The sequence below is a fragment of the Streptomyces sp. NPDC052042 genome (assembly GCF_044548345.1).
Classification (GTDB): Bacteria; Actinomycetota; Actinomycetes; order Streptomycetales; family Streptomycetaceae; genus Streptomyces.
This window is the reverse complement of the sequence record NZ_JBIUBU010000001.1, coordinates 671933-688718: the sequence shown is the minus strand read 5'-3', so window position 1 is coordinate 688718 and position 16786 is coordinate 671933. Positions and strand designations below refer to the sequence as shown.

Here is a 16786-nt window from a genome sequence, read left to right as displayed (position 1 = left end):
TGTGCGTCCGGCCCGGTCGCGCCCGGCCCGTACGGGGCCTGACCGGTCGCGCCCCGACCGGTCGATTCCTCGGTCATACATGCACCCCCCTGCGGTGATCAGCAGGCGATCGGCTCAAGGACCAGCGGCTCGATGCTCCCGTCCAGCATCGCACCCAGTCCCAGGACGGAGCACACGTCGGGCCGCTCCGCGATGTGCACGGGCACGCCCGTCGCCGCCCGCAGCATCTGGTCGAGTCCGGGCAGCAGCGCGCTGCCGCCGACCATCATGATCCCGCGGTCGGTGAGGTCGGCCACCAGATCGGGCGGGCACTCGCGCAGCACCTTGCCGAGACCGTCGAGCACCGAGGTCAGCGGGGCATGGATCGCCTGCCGGATCGACGCGGTGTCCACCCGTACCGAGCGGGCCAGCCCGGTCGCCACGTCCCGGCCGTGGATCTCGGTCATCAAGGGGCCCCGCCCCGTCAAACCGGCGCCGCTGAGCGCCAGTTGGAGCGGTCGCACGGACTGGCTAGGCAGCATCAGCTCGTGGTGCTGGCGCAGATGCTGGATCACCGCGTGGTCGATGGCGTCACCGCCGACCGGTACGCGCGCGGCGGTCACGATCGAACCCAGCGAGAGCACCGCGATCTGGGTGGTCGCCGCCCCGCACACCATGATCATGGTGGCGGTCGGCTGTTCGACGGGCAGCCCACAGCCGACGGCCGCCGCGATCAGGGTGTCGACCAGCTCCACCCGCCTCGCGCCCAGCCCGACCAGGGTCTCCACGGTGGCCCGCTGGGCGAGCGGGTCGCTGTCGTGCGGGGTGCAGGCGGCGGCCCGCAATCGCGGCTTGCGGCGCAGTTGGCGGCGGAGCTTCTCGCCGAGCAGCTGACGGAGCATCCGCTGGGCCATATCGATGTCGATGACGGTTCCGCCGCTGACCGGGCGGGCCACCCGGATGTAGTCGGGGGTGCGGCCCGTCATCTGCTCGGCCAGCTCTCCGACGGCGATCAGCGAGCCGGTGCGGGTGTTCACGGCGGCGGCACTCGGTTCGTCGACGACGAGCCCCAGCCCCTTGACGTACACGCGGGTCCGGGCGGCTCCGAGGTCGACGGCGACATGGCAACGGCGCAACTGCTCAAGGCTGACGGTCACGGCGGGTTCTCCCGGGGAGCACGGTGTGTGTGGGGGGATGCCGACGGTGGCCGGCCCTCCTCGCATCGTGCGCCGTTCGGAGTCATACCGCGCGTCGAGTGGGCCGTAGGGGGTACGGGGCCGGTGGAGTGACCGGGCGGGCGCGGCGGGCGGGGCTCACCTCGGCAGCAGTCGCTGGAACAGCCCCCAGGTGAATTCGGCGACATGCCGCTCATCCGTTCCGGGCGCGGTGATCGCGAGCGCCCACCGGGTCGGCGCCGCGCCCTCCATCGGGCGGGCCGGCGCGAAGGCCCGCGCCACCTCGTCCACCGTGGCCGACCAGGGGCGCAGATCCCCGATCGCGCGCAGTTCGGGGCCGGCCGCTCCCGCCGCCCTGACCAGCCACTCGTTCCACACCGCCCCGCCCGGCGCGACCGTCACCTCGAACCGCAGATCCGGCCAGAGCGGCACCGGCCACCGCAGCACATCGCACTCCAGGTCGCCGAGCACGCGGGGCGCCGACGACTCGGGCTCGCCCAGCACCGAACGGTAGCGGCGCAGCGCGCCCCGCCCCCGGGGCGCCCGCACCATGGCCTGCCAACGGCGGTTCGCCTCCCGCATCTCGGCGATCGAGGCGCCCAGCTCCCGCCGGGCATCCTCGACGAGTCCGGGCTGGTGGTCGGCCATCCGGCGCAACAGCACGAGCTGGAACTCGCGGGGGCCGAACGGCAGCGGTGCGTTCATGGGGTCAACGGTCCCACGGCCGCACGGGTCCGACGGCCCGCGGCTTCGCGGACCCCGGCGGTCCAGGGCCGCACGGGACCTGCGGTCCAGGACCGCACGGGCCCGGTGGCCCGCCCGCTCACGGGTCCGACGGCCCACGGGCTTGGCGGACCCCGGCACCGCCTCGGGCCGGACGGCGGCACCGCCGGGCCCGAGGCGGAGCCGGGCGGTGCCCCGCTGGGCCGCCACTACCTCCGGTAGTCGCCGCGGTCCCGGTGCTCACCGGGAACCGCCCTTCGGCCCCGCCTCGCCCAGCATCCGCCGCAGCAGGTCCCGCAGCACCGTCCGGTCCGCGTCCGAGAGTTCGGCCAGCGGCTCCCGCGCGAAGGTGAGCGAATCGCGGAGTTCCCGGGCCGTGCGCACGCCCCGCTCCGTCGGGACGGCCAGCTTCACCCGGCGGTCGGCCGGATCCGGCCGGCGCTCCACCAGGCCGCGCGACTCCAGCCGGTCGACGATGCCCGTGACGTTCGACGGCTCGCACTTCAGCTTCTGGGCGATCCGGCGCATCGGCATCGGCTCCAGTGCGAGCAGCCCGAGCACACGGGCCTGGGCACCGGTGAGCGAGTGGGCAGCCGCGGCCTCGTCGTACTCCTCGTAGTAGCGCGCCACGACGGTGCCGATGAGCTCGACGACTTCGAGGGTCAGAGGGTCTGAACGGGTGGTGGCCATGACACACAGGATAGTGAGTTGCTTGACAACATGAAATATTCAGGAGCATCGTTGTTTCATGTTCTGAAGTATTTCCTCCCGTGGCCCCCGGATCCCTCTCGTGGTCCGCCGGCCCCGGGGCGAAGCTTCCCCCGTTCCGTGAGGCATTGAGGAGTTCCCGAGCCCATGTCCGCAGCACTTCCCACGATCGGCCGTGAATGGCATCTCGTCGCCCGCCCCCACGGCTGGCCGAAGGCCGAGGATCTCGCGCTGAGGGAGGCCCCGGTCGCCGCTCCCGGTGAGGGCCGCGTCCTGGTGCGCAACCTGTACTTCTCGGTCGACCCGTACATGAGGGGGCGGATGAACGACGGGAAGTCGTACACCTTGCCCTTCGCGCTCGACCGGCCCATGGACGGCGGCGCGGTCGGTGAGGTCATCGCCTCCAACGCGGCGGGCCTCGCGGTCGGCGACCATGTGCTGCACGGTCTGGGCTGGCGGGAGTACGCCGAGGTCCCGGCGGAGCACGCGGTGAAGGTCGACCCGGCGCTCGCCCCGCTCTCCGCCTATCTCGGCGTGCTCGGCATGACCGGGCTCACCGCATACGCGGGGCTCTTCGAGGTCGCCTCGTTCAAGGCCGGCGACGCCGTGTTCGTGTCCGGCGCGGCCGGTGCGGTGGGCGGCCAGGTCGGGCAGATGGCGAAGATCAAGGGCGCCTCCCGGGTCATCGGCTCGGCCGGTTCCGACGAGAAGGTCCGGTTCCTGGTGGAGGAGTACGGCTTCGACGCGGCCTTCAACTACAAGAACGGTCCTGTCGACGAGCAGTTGCGCCAGGCCGCTCCCGACGGCATCGACGTCTACTTCGACAACGTCGGCGGGGAGCACCTGGAGGCGGCGCTCTCCTCCCTCCGCGAACACGGGCGGGTCACCGTCTGCGGCATGATCGCCCAGTACAACGCCACCGAGCCGACCCCCGCGCCGCGCAACCTCGCCCTGGTCATCGGCAAGCGGCTGCGCATCCAGGGGATGCTCGTGCGCGACCACGCGGAGCTTCAGCCGAAGTTCGTCGAGGACGTCGCCGGTTGGCTGGCCTCGGGCGAGCTGAAGTACCGCGAGACCTTGGTGGAGGGCATCGAGAGCGGCTTCGACGCCTTCCTCGGTCTGATGCGCGGGGAGAACACCGGAAAGATGATCGTCTCCCTCGTCTGACGTGCGCTCAGGCGCACCCGGTAGTCTCAGTCACAGGCCGCCGCGATCGTGGGCGCGAGTCGCGGCGCACAGCAGGAGGAATCCTCAGCATGACCATGTCCGACATCGACGTTCTGTACACCGCCGTCGCCACCGCGGAGAACGGCCGCGACGGCCGGGTCTCCTCCGACGACGGGAAGCTCGACGTCGTCGTCAACCCGCCCGTTTCCATGGGCGGGAGCGGCGCGGGCACCAACCCGGAGCAGCTGTTCGCGGCCGGGTACGGCGCCTGCTTCCAGGGCGCCCTCGGCGTCGTGGCCCGCAAGGAGAAGGCCGACATCTCCGGCTCCACGGTGACCGCCGCGGTGTCCATCGGCAAGACCGCCGAGGGCGGCTTCGGCCTGGAGGTCGAGATCACCGCTTCCATCCCCAACGTCGACGCCGCGACGGCTCGTTCGCTCGTCGAGAAGGCCCACCAGGTGTGCCCGTACTCGAACGCGACGCGCGGCAACATCAAGGTGTCCCTGGCGGTCGCCTGACCGCACGGCGAGACCCGGTGGCCGAAGCGTACGGAGAGGCCGTACGGCGGACCACGCGGTGGAACGAACGGTGGCCGCACTCCCGAGCGGGGTGCGGCCACCGGCCGTGTCCGGGGCCCGAGGGCGACGTGGGCGGCGCGGACGAGGAGGAGAGCGAGGACGGGGGAGCGGGCCCCGGCGCGGGCACGGCCCCCGCCCCGTACACCCCCCGACCGGGGCTGACGGAGAGGGGCCGCCCCGCTGCCCGGCATCAGGCGCTGTGCACCTCCAGCGCGGCCCTGACCGCCGACTCCAGGGCCCCCTCGATCCAGGCGGGCTTCACCGAGGTGTGGCAGCCCGCGAAGTGCAGCGGCCCCTCGACGGAACGCATGTGGGCGAGCAGTTCGGTGTGCTGGCCGGGGAGCAGCACCGACGCCTCGCCGTACGCGTACGGGTCGCGCATCCACGACTGGGTGGCGCCGACGCCGGTGTAGAAGACCTCGACGCGTTGCCCGTACAGGTCCTGGACACCGCCGAGGGCGTGCGGGTAGCGCTCGTCGTCGTCCAGAGAGTCCCACTTCAGCGCGTCGTCGGACCAGCTGTAGGAGGCGAGGACCACGCCGCCCCTGCTGCCCTCGACCGGATGGGACGGCTGGAAGACGAAGCGGTTGGGGTTGTCGGTGACCGATCCGCCGCCGATGACGTGCGCCGCCTCGGGCTGGTTGCGGGCGGTCGCCCGGTATGCCGCGTAGTGCACCCGCTGGTTGGGCGGGAGGTGGCCGGGCGGCACGGACGGGTGGGCGCCCAGCAGCGAGCCGTCGGCCGGAGCCCTGCCCAGCCGGTAGGCGTCGTACAGACCGGGCCTGATCCGCTCCAGCTCCCTCTTCCAGTCCTTCTCCTCGAACTCCCACCAGCGGCGGCTGAATTCGAGCAGCACCTTGGTCGCCGTGTCGTAGTGGACCTCGGTGATCGCGCGCCGCTTGCCGTACGACGGCAGGGGGCTGACGGGGATGTGGCGCAGCCCGGAGAAGGGCACGGTGATGACCGCCCGGTCGCCGGTGAACGTCTCGCGCACCAGCGGTCTGCCGTCGCGGCCCTCGGAGATCGTCTCGATCCGGACACCGTTCGCCCCATGGCTGATCCGGGTGGCCCGGCGGTCCAGCCGCACCAGGTCCCTGACCTTCTCGTACATCGCGTCCGCGAGCGTGGCGGTGCCGCCCGGCAGTTCGAAGAACGCGGTGTCCGGGCTGATCAGCGACGCCCCGATGAAGCTGTGCACGAAGGAGAGGTGGAGCCGCGAGGTGAGGTTCTCGACGGTGCCGACGAGGTCGATGGTGCGCTCGTCGAGCTTGGCCGCCTCGGTCAGGAAACGGAACATCGACCAGTGCCCGTAGCGCTGGACGACCCGTGCCCAGCCCTCGACGAGGGCGTGGCCCTGCTTGCCCTCGAACTCCCCGCGCACGGGCGCGAACGCCTCCCGCAGGATCATGGCGGCGGGCTTGTCCTCGAACCGCGCCGGGATGCCGAACGACCGGTTGATCGCACGCGGCCGGGCCGCGTAGTCCGCCTTGCGCATCCGGACGCCGTTGACATGGATCCAGGTGTGGTTGGCCGGGCGGCCCTCCGCGTCGACGTCGACCAGGTGGAAGCGGCGGCGCTTCAGCCCGAGGCCGTCGATGAGCCCGGTGACCAGCGGGTGGCTGTCCGGGATGCGCATCGCGCCGGCCTCGGCGTACTGCCTCGGGTCGGCGAACGGGGCCTTCGCGCGCTCGTGGCCGCCCCGGCGGAACGTTTTGATGCGTCCGCCGACACGGTTGCCGTTGGCCTCGATCACGGTGACGGTGTGCCCGGCCTCGCGGAGCAGTCGGGCGGCGGTCAGCCCGGCCGGGCCCGCGCCGACGACCAGCACCTTCTTGGGGGGCTTCCGGCCGCGCGGCAGGCCCTTGGTCAGCAGGACGTCCTTGTAGTACGGGACCAGCGACCGGTCGTCCTCGCCGCGTACCAGGATGGCGCGGGCCACGTTCAGGCAGGTGTTCCAGTCCGATCCGGCCGCCGAGGGCGCGAGTGCGGCGTCGGACGCGGCGCCGACGGCGTCGGGGGCGGTGGCCCGCGCGGGACCGGCGGCGGCCGTGGCGAGGACGGCGGCACCGGCCGCGGCGCCCGCGATCACGGAACGGCGGGAGGGCGGTTCAAAGGACGGGTCGCGGGAGGTCTGGGCGCGGGTCGGATCGGACGACGTGCCGCAGGAGGGGCCGGTTGGTTCGGAAGTCATGCGTCCACCCTGGTCCGCCCGCGCCGCGTCCCTCGCGCGAACGCGCGTGCAGAGCCCCGGGAATCACCCGTAGGGGTTGCTCAACTCCCTTTTATTGTCCGTCAGTTGAAGCATCGTGCTATGGCGGTGGATGCTCTTCGCCGGCCGGTTCCGCCGGACGCAGCAGCGCCAGGAAGTCCCGGAAGGCGGCGGGCATGTCCACCTCGTCCGGATCCAGCAGCCACTGGTACTGGAGACCGTCCATCACCGCGACCATCAGGGGCGCCGCGCGCTCGGGCGTCAGTCCGCCCGGCAGCCGCTCGCCGTACTCCGCGCGCAGGGCCGTCGCGATGGCCGTGCGGGCCCGGACGTAGCGGCGCGTGAAGAAGTCCCGGGCCGGGTGATCGTCCGTCACGCTCTCGCCCAGCAACGCCGAGAACGTCTGGATGATCCCGGGCCGCATCGCGTTGTACTGCACGAGCGCGTCCAGCAGATCGGTCCGCCAGACGTCGCCGCTCCGCGCGACGTCGACGGGATCCCACTGGTCGCGCGCCTCCAGCACGGCGACGAGCAGTGCCTCCTTGGTGGGGAAGTGGTGCAGCAGCCCCTGCTGGCTGAGGCCGACCCGCTCGGCGACGGCGCTCAGCGAGGCACCGCGATAGCCGCGCTCGGCGATCACCTCGAACGCGGCGCGGAGAATCTCCGCCCGCCGCCCCGTACTTCTGGCCCGCCCCATCGTTCCGGCCCCTTTCGGTGCTGCGTCCCGGTGCGTTCGTCCCGGTATCCACCGGAATGTTTCCGCCCCGGCGTGTCGGTCCGGCCCGAGGACCGTACGCCACTTCCGTACGTAACGGAAATGTAACGAAACCTACTGCTCGATCGGTCAGGGGGTGACCATGGGGGACGGCACTGTCAGGAAAACGACGAGGAGGCACGGCCGTGGCAGACGCGTCCGCCCCCACCCACCCCGACGAGGCCCGCGAGGCCGCGGTCGAGAAGGCGCTGGCCGCGCTCGGTCTCGACGACAAGGCCCGGCTGCTGGCCGGGCAGGACATGTGGTCGCTGCCCGCGCTCCCCGCCGTCGGCCTGCGCTCCCTGGTGATGTCCGACGGGCCCATCGGCGTCCGAGGGGTGGCCTGGAGCGCGGACGACCCGTCCGTCGCACTGCCCTCACCCACCGCTCTCGCCGCGACCTGGGACCCGGCCCTCGCCCGCCGGGCCGGCCGGCTGCTCGCCCAGGAGGCCCGCCGCAAGGGGGTGCACGTCCTCCTCGCCCCGACCGTGAACCTCCACCGGTCCCCGCTCGGCGGACGCCACTTCGAGGCGTACAGCGAGGACCCGTACCTCACCGGCGAGATCGGCACCGGCTACGTGCGCGGCGTACAGGACGGCGGCGTCGGTACCACCGTCAAGCACTTCGTCGCCAACGACGCCGAGACCGACCGCTTCACCGTCGACAACATCGTCTCCCCGCGCGCCCTGCGCGAGATCTACCTTGCCCCGTTCGAACGGATCGTCAAGCACGCCCGTCCCTGGGGCATCATGTCCGCCTACAACCGGGTCAACGGCCCCACCATGACCGAGCACCGCTACCTCCAGAACACGGTGCTGCGCGGCGAATGGGGCTTCGACGGCTTCGTCGTCTCCGACTGGCTGGCCGCCCGCTCCACCGTCGGCGCCGCCCTCGGTGGGCTCGATGTCGCCATGCCGGGACCGAAGACCGTGTACGGGAAGGCGCTGGCCGACGCCGTGCGGGCCGGCGAGGTCGCGGAGTCCGTCGTCGACGGGGCGGTGCGCAACGTGCTGCGGCTCGCCGCCCGCGTCGGCGTCCTGGACGGCGCGCCGCCCGCCGTCCACCCGGCCGACCACCCCGAACCCGTCGACGGCGAAGCGCTGGCCCGTGAGATCGCCCGCCGCTCCTTCGTCCTGGTGCGCAACGAGCCCGTCCAGAACAGCGGTCGCACCGCGCTGCCCATCGACCCGGCGGCCGTCCGCCGGGTGGCGCTCAGCGGGGCGCTCGCCCGGGACGCCCGGGTCCTCGGCGGCGGCTCCGCCCAGGTCTTCCCGCACCATGTCGTCTCGCCGCTGGACGGCCTCGCCGCCGCCCTCCCCGAAAGCGTCCTCGACTACCGCGTCGGCGCCGACCCGAACGACGAACTCGTCCCCGCCCAGAAGGGCTTCGAGCTCAGGGCCGTCTGCCACGACGCCTCCGGTGCCGTCCTCGGCGCGGCCCCGTTGCACGACGGCACCGTCCAGTGGATCGGCGACGACCTCCCCGAGGGCGTCGACCGGCGGACGCTGCACAGCGTCGAGATCACCGGCACCTTCGTCCCGCGCGAGAGCGGCGAGCACGTCTTCGGCACCCGCGGCACCGGGGCCCTCGCCCTCACCGTCGCGGGCGAGACCCTGTACGACGAGGTCCACCGGGTCACCGGCTCCGCCGACCCCGGCGAGTCGTTCTTCGGCAACCCCCTGGAACGCGGCCGGATCACGCTCACCGCCGGCGAGCCCGTCGAGATCTCGCTGCGACAGGTCCCCGAAACCCTGGGCAACGACGCGGCCATCCCCGGGGTCTCGTTCTCGCTCTGCCACCTCGGCCCGCGCCGCGACCCGGCGGAACTGATCGCCGAGGCCGTCGAGTCGGCCCGCGCGGCGGACACCGCGGTCGTCGTCGTGGGCACCACCGAGCGCGTCGAGTCCGAGGGATTCGACCGCACCTCCCTGAAGCTGCCCGGCCACCAGGACGACCTGGTCAGGGCCGTCGCCGCGGCCAACCCGAGCACGGTCGTCATCGTCAACTCCGGTTCCCCGGTGGAGCTCCCGTGGCGTGACGAGGTCGCCGCCGTGCTGCTCGGCTGGTTCCCCGGCCAGGAGGCCGGGCACGCCCTGGCCGACGTACTGCTCGGCGTCGAGGAACCGGGCGGACGCCTCCCCACCACCTGGCCGGCCGCGCTCGCCGACGCCCCGGTCTCCCGCACCATCCCCACCGACGGCGAACTCCACTACGACGAGGGCGTCTTCGTCGGCTACCGGGCCTGGGAACGGGCCGGCACCGCGCCCGCGTACCCGTTCGGCCACGGGCTCGGCTACACCACCTGGCGGTACGAGGGCCTCGACGTCCGGCCCGGGAGCGCCACCGTCCGCCTCCGCAACACCGGCACCCGCCCCGGCGCCGAGACCGTCCAGATCTACCTCGCCCCCCGCTGCCCCGTCGGCGAACGCCCCGCCCGCCGGCTGGCCGGTTTCGCGCGCGTCGAGGCCGCGCCGGGCGAGTCCGCCGAGGTGGTGGTCCCGATCGATCGGCGCGCGTACGAGATCTGGGACGAGGAGGCGCACGGCTGGGAGTTCGTCCCGGGCCGGTACGAGGTGCAGGCGGCCCACTCGCCGGCCGACGTGCGTCTGACGGCGGCCGTGGACATCGACGCGTAGCGGATCCGTTCCGGTACGCCCCGTGCTCCGGTGGCCCGGTGCGCGGGGCCGCCGGCCCGCGGCGCGTCGTCGGGCGACGACGGGCCCCGGAGCGGCACCCGGCCGGCTCCGGGGCTCAGCGCACCCCGAACCCGTACACCGTCGTCGAGACGAACTCCTCGCCCGGCCGCAGCACCGTGCTCGGGAACCCGGGACGGTTCGGGGAATCCGGGAAGTGCTGGGTCTCCAGCGCGATTCCGGCGCACGGCCCGAACGGCCGCCCGTCGAAGTGGTCCGCCGTGTAGAGCTGGAGCCCCGGTTCCGTGGTGGTGACGGTCAGGATCCGACCCGACCTCGGGTCATGCAGCTCGGCCGCCGGACCCGCGTCGGCCCCGTCCGGCCCGTCCAGTACGAAGTTGTGGTCGTAGCCGGGCCCGAGCGGCCTCGGCTCGCGGAAGTCGAACCGCGTCCCGTCCACCGGCAGGAAAGCGCCCGTCGGCAGGGACTCGCCGTCCACGGGCGTGATCCGCCCGGCCGCGATCCGCAGTACCTGGCCCAGCGCGCCGCTGCCCTCCGGGCCCGGGTCCGTACGTGCCCCCGCCGTCGCGTCCGCGCCGGTATCCGCGTCCACGCCCGCGGGCGTACCCGGCCCCGTGCCCGCACCGCCGTCCGCGTCCACGCCCGCGAGGTTCCAGTACGTGTGGTTCGTCAGGTTCAGCACGGTCGGGGCGTCGGTCGTCGCCCGGTACGCGATCCGCAGCGCCCCGCCCTCGTCCAGGGTGTACGCCGCCGAGACCGTCAGACGCCCCGGGAAGCCCTCCTCGCCGTCCTCGGAGACCAAGGACAGCTCGACCCCCTCCGCGACCTCCCGCGCCCGCCACACGCGCTTGTCGAAGCCCCGGGCGCCGCCGTGCACATGGTTGCGCCCCTCGTTGCGTGTGAGCCGGTGCGTGCGCCCGTCCAGCTCGAAACGCGCCCCGCCGATCCGGTTCGCGTACCGCCCGACCAGCGCGCCGAGGTACGGGCCGGGGAAGGCCACGTACCCGGCGAGATCCGGCAGCCCCAGCGCCACCTGCGCCCGCACCCCGTCCCGTCCGGGCACCTCCACCGACTGCACGATGCCGCCGTACGTCAGCACCCGCACCCGCGTGCCGTCCCGCTCCAGCGTCCAGCGGTGCACGACGGCGCCGTCCGCCAGGGTGCCGAACTCCTCCGCACGGACCACCGTGCTCGAACTCGTGTCCATGATCGTCAACCTTAGAGGGCCTGAGCGAGCCTTCGAGGGCCCGCGCGAAGGAGGCCGCCCCACGCGCCCGCCCGGGGCTCACGCCGGGGGACGCGCCGCGGTGACGTTCCGGTACGCGATCTCCGCCAGCCGGGCCTGACCGTCGCGCCCCGGATGGAACCAGTCCCACTGGCTGAGCTGCTCGCCGGTGAACGGGTAAGAGAAGACCGCCCCGCCGTCGTAGCGGCAGCGCGCGTCCTTCGCGCAGACGTCTTCCAGCACCTCGTTGTACGCCATGACGCGCTGCCGCACCGAGGCCCGCCGGGCCGCGGCCGCCGCGCCCAGGTCGTCCGGGTCGCTCAGCATCGAGCGGCAGATCCCGAGCTGCCAGATCCGTTTGCCCAGCGGGTTCTCCCGCCCGGTCGACCAGAGCCGCATCAGGTCCGGCACGCTCGACACGTACACCTGTGCCTTGGGCGCCTCGGCGCGCAGCCGACCCATGGCCGTCTCGAACGAGAACCGGAAATCGGCCACCGGCGTCATGTGCCGGACCTGATCCCGGCAGGCGTCGTTCGCGCCGATCATCACCGTCACCAGATCCGGCTTCTCCTGCGCGGCCAGGGCCATCTGCTCCGGCAGCTGCACGATCCTGGCCCCCGTCTCGGCGTGGTTCCAACTGCGCTCGGCGGCCCCGGACCCGCCGAGCAGCCGCACGGCGAGACTGCGCACCCCGCTGTCCGTGCCAGTGGCCCAGGACACCTCCGGACAGTCCGTCAGTACCGAACAGGCGTCGAAGCCGCGCGTGATGGAATCCCCGACGGCGGCCACCGACTTCGGGCTGCGGTTCCAGGCCGGGCCGGCCGCCTTCCGCTGCTCGGCCGCGGACCCCTTCGTGGTGGTGTCCCCGTCGGAGTCGCAGCCGGAGAGCGCGGCGGAGCCCAGCACCGAGACCGCCACCAGGACGGCGGCCGCGGTCTGCGGACGACGGCGGACGGAACGGTCCTGCATGCTGTGGTCCCCTCGGTTGTGCCCCGGCGGTGCCCGGTGGCCCCGGGCGCGGGGCCCGAGAGCTCCGCCGGAGGCCGGGCGAACGATGTGCCCAGGACCGACCGTACGTCACCCTTGGGGCGCCGTGTCGCGGTAGCTTTTCCTCGTCGAACCAGCGGTGCGTCCCCTCGCCCGGCTCCACTCGGGTGGCTTTCCGTAAATCACATCACGTCACATACTGTCCCTTTTCAGGAGATTCACCCCGATGCTGTTTACTGATGACAACCTCGGGATTCGGCTGAGAAAAGACGGTACGGGCGCGAGGCCGCTGGGGAAGGCGAACTTCGTCCCACACTGGAGGTCCCGGTGACGACACGTGGAGTCCTGTACGTTCACTCCGCACCGCGCGCGCTCTGTCCCCATGTCGAATGGGCGGTGGCCGGTGTCCTCGGGGTACGCGTACAGCTTGACTGGATCCGACAACCGGCCGCGCCCGGCACCTGGCGGTCCGAGTTCTCCTGGCAGGCCCGGGCGGGCACCGCGTCGAAGCTGGCCTCCGCGCTGCGCGGCTGGGATCTGCTGCGCTTCGAGGTGACGGCGGAGCCGAGCCCCACGTCGGAGGGCGAGCGCTACAGCTCCACGCCCGAACTCGGCATCTTCCATGCCGTCACCGGCATGCACGGTGACATCCTCGTGCCCGAGGACCGGCTGCGCGCGGCACTGGCGCGGTCCACGCGGGGGGAGACGGACCTGAAGGACGAGATCGCCAAGCTGCTCGGCAAGCCGTGGGACGACGAACTGGAGCCCTTCCGGCACGCGGGCGAGGGCGCGCCGGTGCGGTGGCTGCACCAGGTGGTGTGAACGCCCGGTGCTCCGGGGGCGGCGCCTCCGGAGCACCCGTGAGGGGCCGTTTCGCCCGAACGCCCGTGCAGTTTTGCCAAAGCCTGTGAAACGGAAGAGCCCGCCTCCCCGTGGGGGGAGGCGGGCTCCGTCGTACTCCCGGCCAGAGGCCGGACGCCCTTCCGGTCAGACGCTGCGGAACGCCAGGACGACGTTGTGGCCGCCGAACCCGAACGAGTTGTTGATCGCGGCGATGGTCCCCTCGGGCAGCGGTCGCGGCTCGTCGCGCACGATGTCCGCGTCCACCTCCTCGTCGAGATGGTCCACGTTGATCGTCGGGGGTGCCATGCGGTGGTGCAGCGCCAGGACCGTCGCGACGGTCTCGACACCGCCCGCGCCACCGAGGAGGTGACCCGTCATCGACTTCGTCGCGGAGATCGCGATGTGGTCGAGGTCGTCGCCGAGGATCTTGCGCAGCGCCTTCAGCTCCGCGATGTCGCCCTGCGGCGTCGAGGTGGCGTGCGCGTTGAGGTGCACGAGCTCGGCCGGCTTGAGGTCCGTCTGGTCCAGCAGGTTCTGCAGCGCGGCGGCGATGCCGCGACCGCTCGGCTCGGGCTGCGCGATGTGGTGGGCGTCCGCGGACAAGCCCTGGCCCAGCACCTCGCAGTAGACCTTGGCGCCGCGCGCGGCGGCGTGCTCCGCGGACTCCAGGACGACGACGCCAGCGCCCTCGCCGAGCACGAAGCCGTCACGGCCCGTGTCGTACGGACGCGACGCCTTCTGCGGGTCGTCGTTGTTCTTGGACATCGCCATCATGTTGGCGAACGCGGCGATCGGCAGCGGGTGGACCGCCGCCTCGGTGCCACCGGCGAGAACCACGTCGGCGCGGCCGGTGCGGATCATCTCGATGGCGTACCCGACCGCCTCGGCGCCGGAGGCGCAGGCGGAGACCGGCGTGTGCACACCGGCCTGGGCGTTGACCTCCAGGCCGACATTGGCCGCCGGGCCGTTCGGCATGAGCATGGGCACGGTGTGCGGGGAGACGCGGCGTACGCCCTTCTCCTTCAGCACGTCGTACTGGTCGAGCAGGGTGGTCACGCCGCCGATGCCGGAGGCGATGACCGTACCCAGCCGCTCGGGCCGGATCGAGCCGTCCTCACCGGCCTTGCCGGTGAAGCCGGCGTCCGCCCACGCCTCGCGGGCCGCGATCAGCGCGAACTGCGCCGAGCGGTCCAGCTTGCGGGCGAGCGGGCGGGGCAGGACGTCGCCCGGGTCCACGGCCGCGGTGGCCGCGATCCGGACGGGAAGTTCAGCGAAACGTTCGCCCTCGAGAGGCTTGACGCCGGAACGGCCGGCCATCAGACCTTCCCAGGTCGACGCCGAGTCGCCACCCAGCGGAGTGGTTGCGCCGATACCGGTGACGACCACGGTGCGATTGGTCGAGTTCACTGGAAAATCTTCTCCACGTGTAGGGGGTCGTGAATCAGCGGCGCCACCGCCGGGTGGCGACACAGGTGGCGGGCTGTCAGCCCTGGTGCTTCAGGATGTAGTCGGCAGCGTCACCGACCGTCTTGAGGTTCTTGACGTCCTCGTCGGGGATCTTGACGTCGAAGCGCTCCTCGGCGGCGACGACGACCTCGACCATGGACAGCGAGTCGACGTCCAGGTCGTCGGTGAAGGACTTGTCCAGCTGGACGTCCTCGACCGGGATTCCGGCGATCTCGTTGACGATCTCGGCGAGACCGTTGACGATCTCTTCCTGGGTGGCGGCCATGTTGGCGCTCCTTCGGTGTTTATCTGCAGGGTTCGGACGTCCGGGCCGAATGGCCTGGTGTGTCTAGGGGAGGGTAACGACCGTCGCGGCGTACACGAGACCCGCCCCGAAGCCGATGATGAGCGCGGTGTCGCCGCTCTTGGCCTGACCCGTCGCCAGAAGCCGCTCCATGGCGAGCGGAATCGAGGCGGCGGACGTGTTGCCGGTGGTCTCCACGTCACGGGCGACCGTAACGTGCTCCGGCAGCTTGAGGGTCTTCACCATCGAGTCGATGATCCGCATGTTGGCCTGGTGCGGAATGAAGACGTCCAGGTCTTGCGGGGCGATCCCGGCCGCGTCCAGCGCCTGCTGGGCGACCTTCGCCATCTCGAACACGGCCCAGCGGAACACCGCCTGGCCCTCCTGCGTGATGGCGGGGAACTTGATGTTGCCCTGGGAGTCCAGCGGAAGCTCGGACATGTCGCCGGTGTGGAACCTGTCCCACGACACGGTCTGCTTGATCGTTCCGGCCTTGTCGCCCTCGGAGCCCCACACGGTCGGGCCGATGGCGGGTACGTCGGACGGGCCGACGACGACGGCGCCCGCGCCGTCACCGAACAGGAAGGCCGTCGCCCGGTCCTCCAGGTCCGTCAGATCGCTCAGCCGCTCCACGCCGATGACGACGACGTACTGCGCCGAGCCCTCGACGACCATGCCCTTGGCGAGCGTCAGGCCGTAGCCGAAGCCGGCGCAGCCCGCCGAGATGTCGAACGCGGCGGCCTTGTCGGTGCCCAGCTTGTCGGCGATCTCGGTGGCGATCGCGGGCGTCTGTGCGAAGTGCGAAACGGTGGAGACGACCACGGCGCCGATCTGGTCGGGGCTGACCCCGGCGTCCGCGAGGGCCTTCCCGGCCGCCTCCACGGACATCGCGGAGACCGTCTCCTCGTCGTCGGCCCAGTGGCGGGTGACGATGCCGGAGCGCGAACGGATCCACTCGTCGGACGAGTCGATCTTCTCGAGGATCACCTCGTTGGGCACGACACGGGTCGGACGGTAGCCGCCGACGCCCATGATCCGCGCGTACGGGGCGCCCTGGGCGGGCTTGATCTTCGACATGCTCTCGGGCTCCTTAGGCTCCCGCGTGCTCGATGATGAGCGCGCGGGCCGCTTCGAGGTCGTCGGGGGTCTTCAGCGCGAGCGTCTGCACACCGGGCAGCGCGCGCTTGGCGAGACCTGTGAGCGTGCCACCCGGGCACGCCTCGATGAGCGCCGTCACGCCCATCTCCCTGAAGGTCTCCATGCACAGGTCCCAGCGGACCGGGTTCGCCACCTGGCCCACCAGCCGGGAGACGACCTCGTCACCGGTCGCCACGGACTTCCCGTCGGCGTTCGAGACGTACGTCACGGACGGGTCGCTGATCTTCAGTTCCAGGGAGGCCTCGCGCAGCCGCTCGACGGCCGGGGCCATGTGATGCGTGTGGAAGGCGCCGGCGACCTTCAGGGGCACCACCCGGCGCACCCCCTCGGGCTTGTCCTCGGCCAGCGCGGCGATCTGCTCGGCGGTGCCGGCGGCGACGATCTGGCCGCCCCCGTTGACGTTCGCCGCGGTCAGCCCGAGCTTCTCCAGGTGCGGCAAGGTGACCTCGGGGGCGCCGCCCAGCAGCGCCGCCATGCCGGTCTCGGTGATCGCCGCGGCCTCGGCCATCGCGAGCCCGCGGGCCCGGACGAGCCGGAGCGCCGCCTCGTCGCCGATGACCCCGGCGAAGGCCGCCGCCGTGATCTCACCCACGCTGTGACCTGCGACGATGTCGGGCGACGCGTCGAGCGCGGCGGCGGAGAGCAGGCCGGCGGCGACCAGCAGCGGCTGCGCCACCGCGGTGTCGCGGATCTCCTCCGCGTCGGCCTTCGTGCCGTAGTGGGCGAGGTCGAGCCCGATGGCCTCGGACCAAGCCGCGACACGGTCGGCGGCACCGGGGAGATCGAGCCAGGGGGTCAGGAAGCCGGGCGTCTGAGCGCCTTGGCCGGGAGCGACGAGTACGAGCACCCTCACACTCTCTCTTGTGAACGGTTCGC

General features: G+C 72.3%; 15 protein-coding genes. 4 read left to right on the top strand and 11 right to left on the bottom strand.

Annotated elements, in window-relative coordinates:
* Positions 1–98: 98 nt before the first annotated feature.
* The 3 genes from ACIHCL_RS03020 to ACIHCL_RS03010 form a co-directional block, all read right to left on the bottom strand.
* Entirely contained in the window at positions 99–1136 is a 1038-nt protein-coding gene (locus ACIHCL_RS03020) for a rod shape-determining protein (RefSeq protein ID WP_399856316.1), read from the bottom strand.
* A 156-nt stretch (positions 1137–1292) separates the two neighbouring features.
* Complete coding sequence (locus ACIHCL_RS03015) at positions 1293–1859, bottom strand: hypothetical protein (RefSeq protein ID WP_399856314.1); 567 nt, start codon at positions 1857–1859, stop codon at positions 1293–1295.
* Positions 1860–2117: 258 nt separating this feature from the next.
* Positions 2118–2567, bottom strand: coding sequence for a MarR family winged helix-turn-helix transcriptional regulator (locus ACIHCL_RS03010; RefSeq protein WP_399856311.1), 450 nt, complete (start codon positions 2565–2567; stop codon positions 2118–2120).
* A gap of 165 nt (positions 2568–2732) precedes the next feature.
* Between ACIHCL_RS03010 and ACIHCL_RS03005 the strand changes: the two genes are divergently transcribed.
* Positions 2733–3752, top strand: coding sequence for an NADP-dependent oxidoreductase (locus ACIHCL_RS03005; RefSeq protein ID WP_399856310.1), 1020 nt, complete (start codon positions 2733–2735; stop codon positions 3750–3752).
* Between the two features lie 89 nt (positions 3753–3841).
* Positions 3842–4270: an organic hydroperoxide resistance protein gene (locus tag ACIHCL_RS03000; RefSeq protein ID WP_399856308.1), complete on the top strand. Its 429-nt coding sequence runs from the start codon at positions 3842–3844 to the stop codon at positions 4268–4270.
* 250 nt (positions 4271–4520) lie between these two features.
* Here ACIHCL_RS03000 and ACIHCL_RS02995 read toward each other — a convergent pair whose 3' ends face one another.
* A complete protein-coding gene (locus tag ACIHCL_RS02995) occupies positions 4521–6521 on the bottom strand; it encodes a flavin monoamine oxidase family protein (protein WP_399856305.1) in 2001 nt (666 codons plus the stop codon).
* A gap of 118 nt (positions 6522–6639) precedes the next feature.
* Positions 6640–7236, bottom strand: a complete 597-nt coding sequence (locus tag ACIHCL_RS02990) for a TetR/AcrR family transcriptional regulator (RefSeq protein WP_399856304.1) — start codon at positions 7234–7236, stop codon at positions 6640–6642.
* A 203-nt stretch (positions 7237–7439) separates the two neighbouring features.
* Between ACIHCL_RS02990 and ACIHCL_RS02985 the strand changes: the two genes are divergently transcribed.
* Positions 7440–9929 (top strand): glycoside hydrolase family 3 protein, encoded by a 2490-nt coding sequence (locus tag ACIHCL_RS02985; protein WP_399856302.1) that lies wholly within the window; start codon positions 7440–7442, stop codon positions 9927–9929.
* A 115-nt stretch (positions 9930–10044) separates the two neighbouring features.
* On the opposite strand, the gene ACIHCL_RS02980 is transcribed toward ACIHCL_RS02985, so the two are convergent.
* Together ACIHCL_RS02980 and ACIHCL_RS02975 are read right to left on the bottom strand one after the other, a co-directional pair.
* Positions 10045–11154 (bottom strand): aldose epimerase family protein, encoded by a 1110-nt coding sequence (locus ACIHCL_RS02980; RefSeq protein WP_399856300.1) that lies wholly within the window; start codon positions 11152–11154, stop codon positions 10045–10047.
* Between the two features lie 78 nt (positions 11155–11232).
* Complete coding sequence (locus ACIHCL_RS02975; RefSeq protein WP_399856297.1) at positions 11233–12141, bottom strand: SGNH/GDSL hydrolase family protein; 909 nt, start codon at positions 12139–12141, stop codon at positions 11233–11235.
* Positions 12142–12486: 345 nt separating this feature from the next.
* Between ACIHCL_RS02975 and ACIHCL_RS02970 the strand changes: the two genes are divergently transcribed.
* Positions 12487–12981: a DUF3145 domain-containing protein gene (locus ACIHCL_RS02970; protein ID WP_399856294.1), complete on the top strand. Its 495-nt coding sequence runs from the start codon at positions 12487–12489 to the stop codon at positions 12979–12981.
* Positions 12982–13146: 165 nt separating this feature from the next.
* Here the strand turns inward: ACIHCL_RS02970 and fabF are convergent, their stop codons facing one another.
* The 4 genes from fabF to ACIHCL_RS02950 form a co-directional block, all read right to left on the bottom strand.
* Positions 13147–14409, bottom strand: coding sequence for a beta-ketoacyl-ACP synthase II (fabF, locus tag ACIHCL_RS02965; RefSeq protein ID WP_399856292.1), 1263 nt, complete (start codon positions 14407–14409; stop codon positions 13147–13149).
* A 76-nt stretch (positions 14410–14485) separates the two neighbouring features.
* Positions 14486–14734: an acyl carrier protein gene (locus ACIHCL_RS02960; RefSeq protein WP_351727608.1), complete on the bottom strand. Its 249-nt coding sequence runs from the start codon at positions 14732–14734 to the stop codon at positions 14486–14488.
* A gap of 63 nt (positions 14735–14797) precedes the next feature.
* A complete protein-coding gene (locus tag ACIHCL_RS02955; protein ID WP_399856289.1) occupies positions 14798–15829 on the bottom strand; it encodes a ketoacyl-ACP synthase III in 1032 nt (343 codons plus the stop codon).
* 13 nt (positions 15830–15842) lie between these two features.
* On the bottom strand, positions 15843–16757 hold the full coding sequence (locus tag ACIHCL_RS02950) for an ACP S-malonyltransferase (protein WP_399856285.1): 915 nt from the start codon (positions 16755–16757) through the stop codon (positions 15843–15845).
* Between the last annotated feature and the right edge of the window lie 29 nt (positions 16758–16786).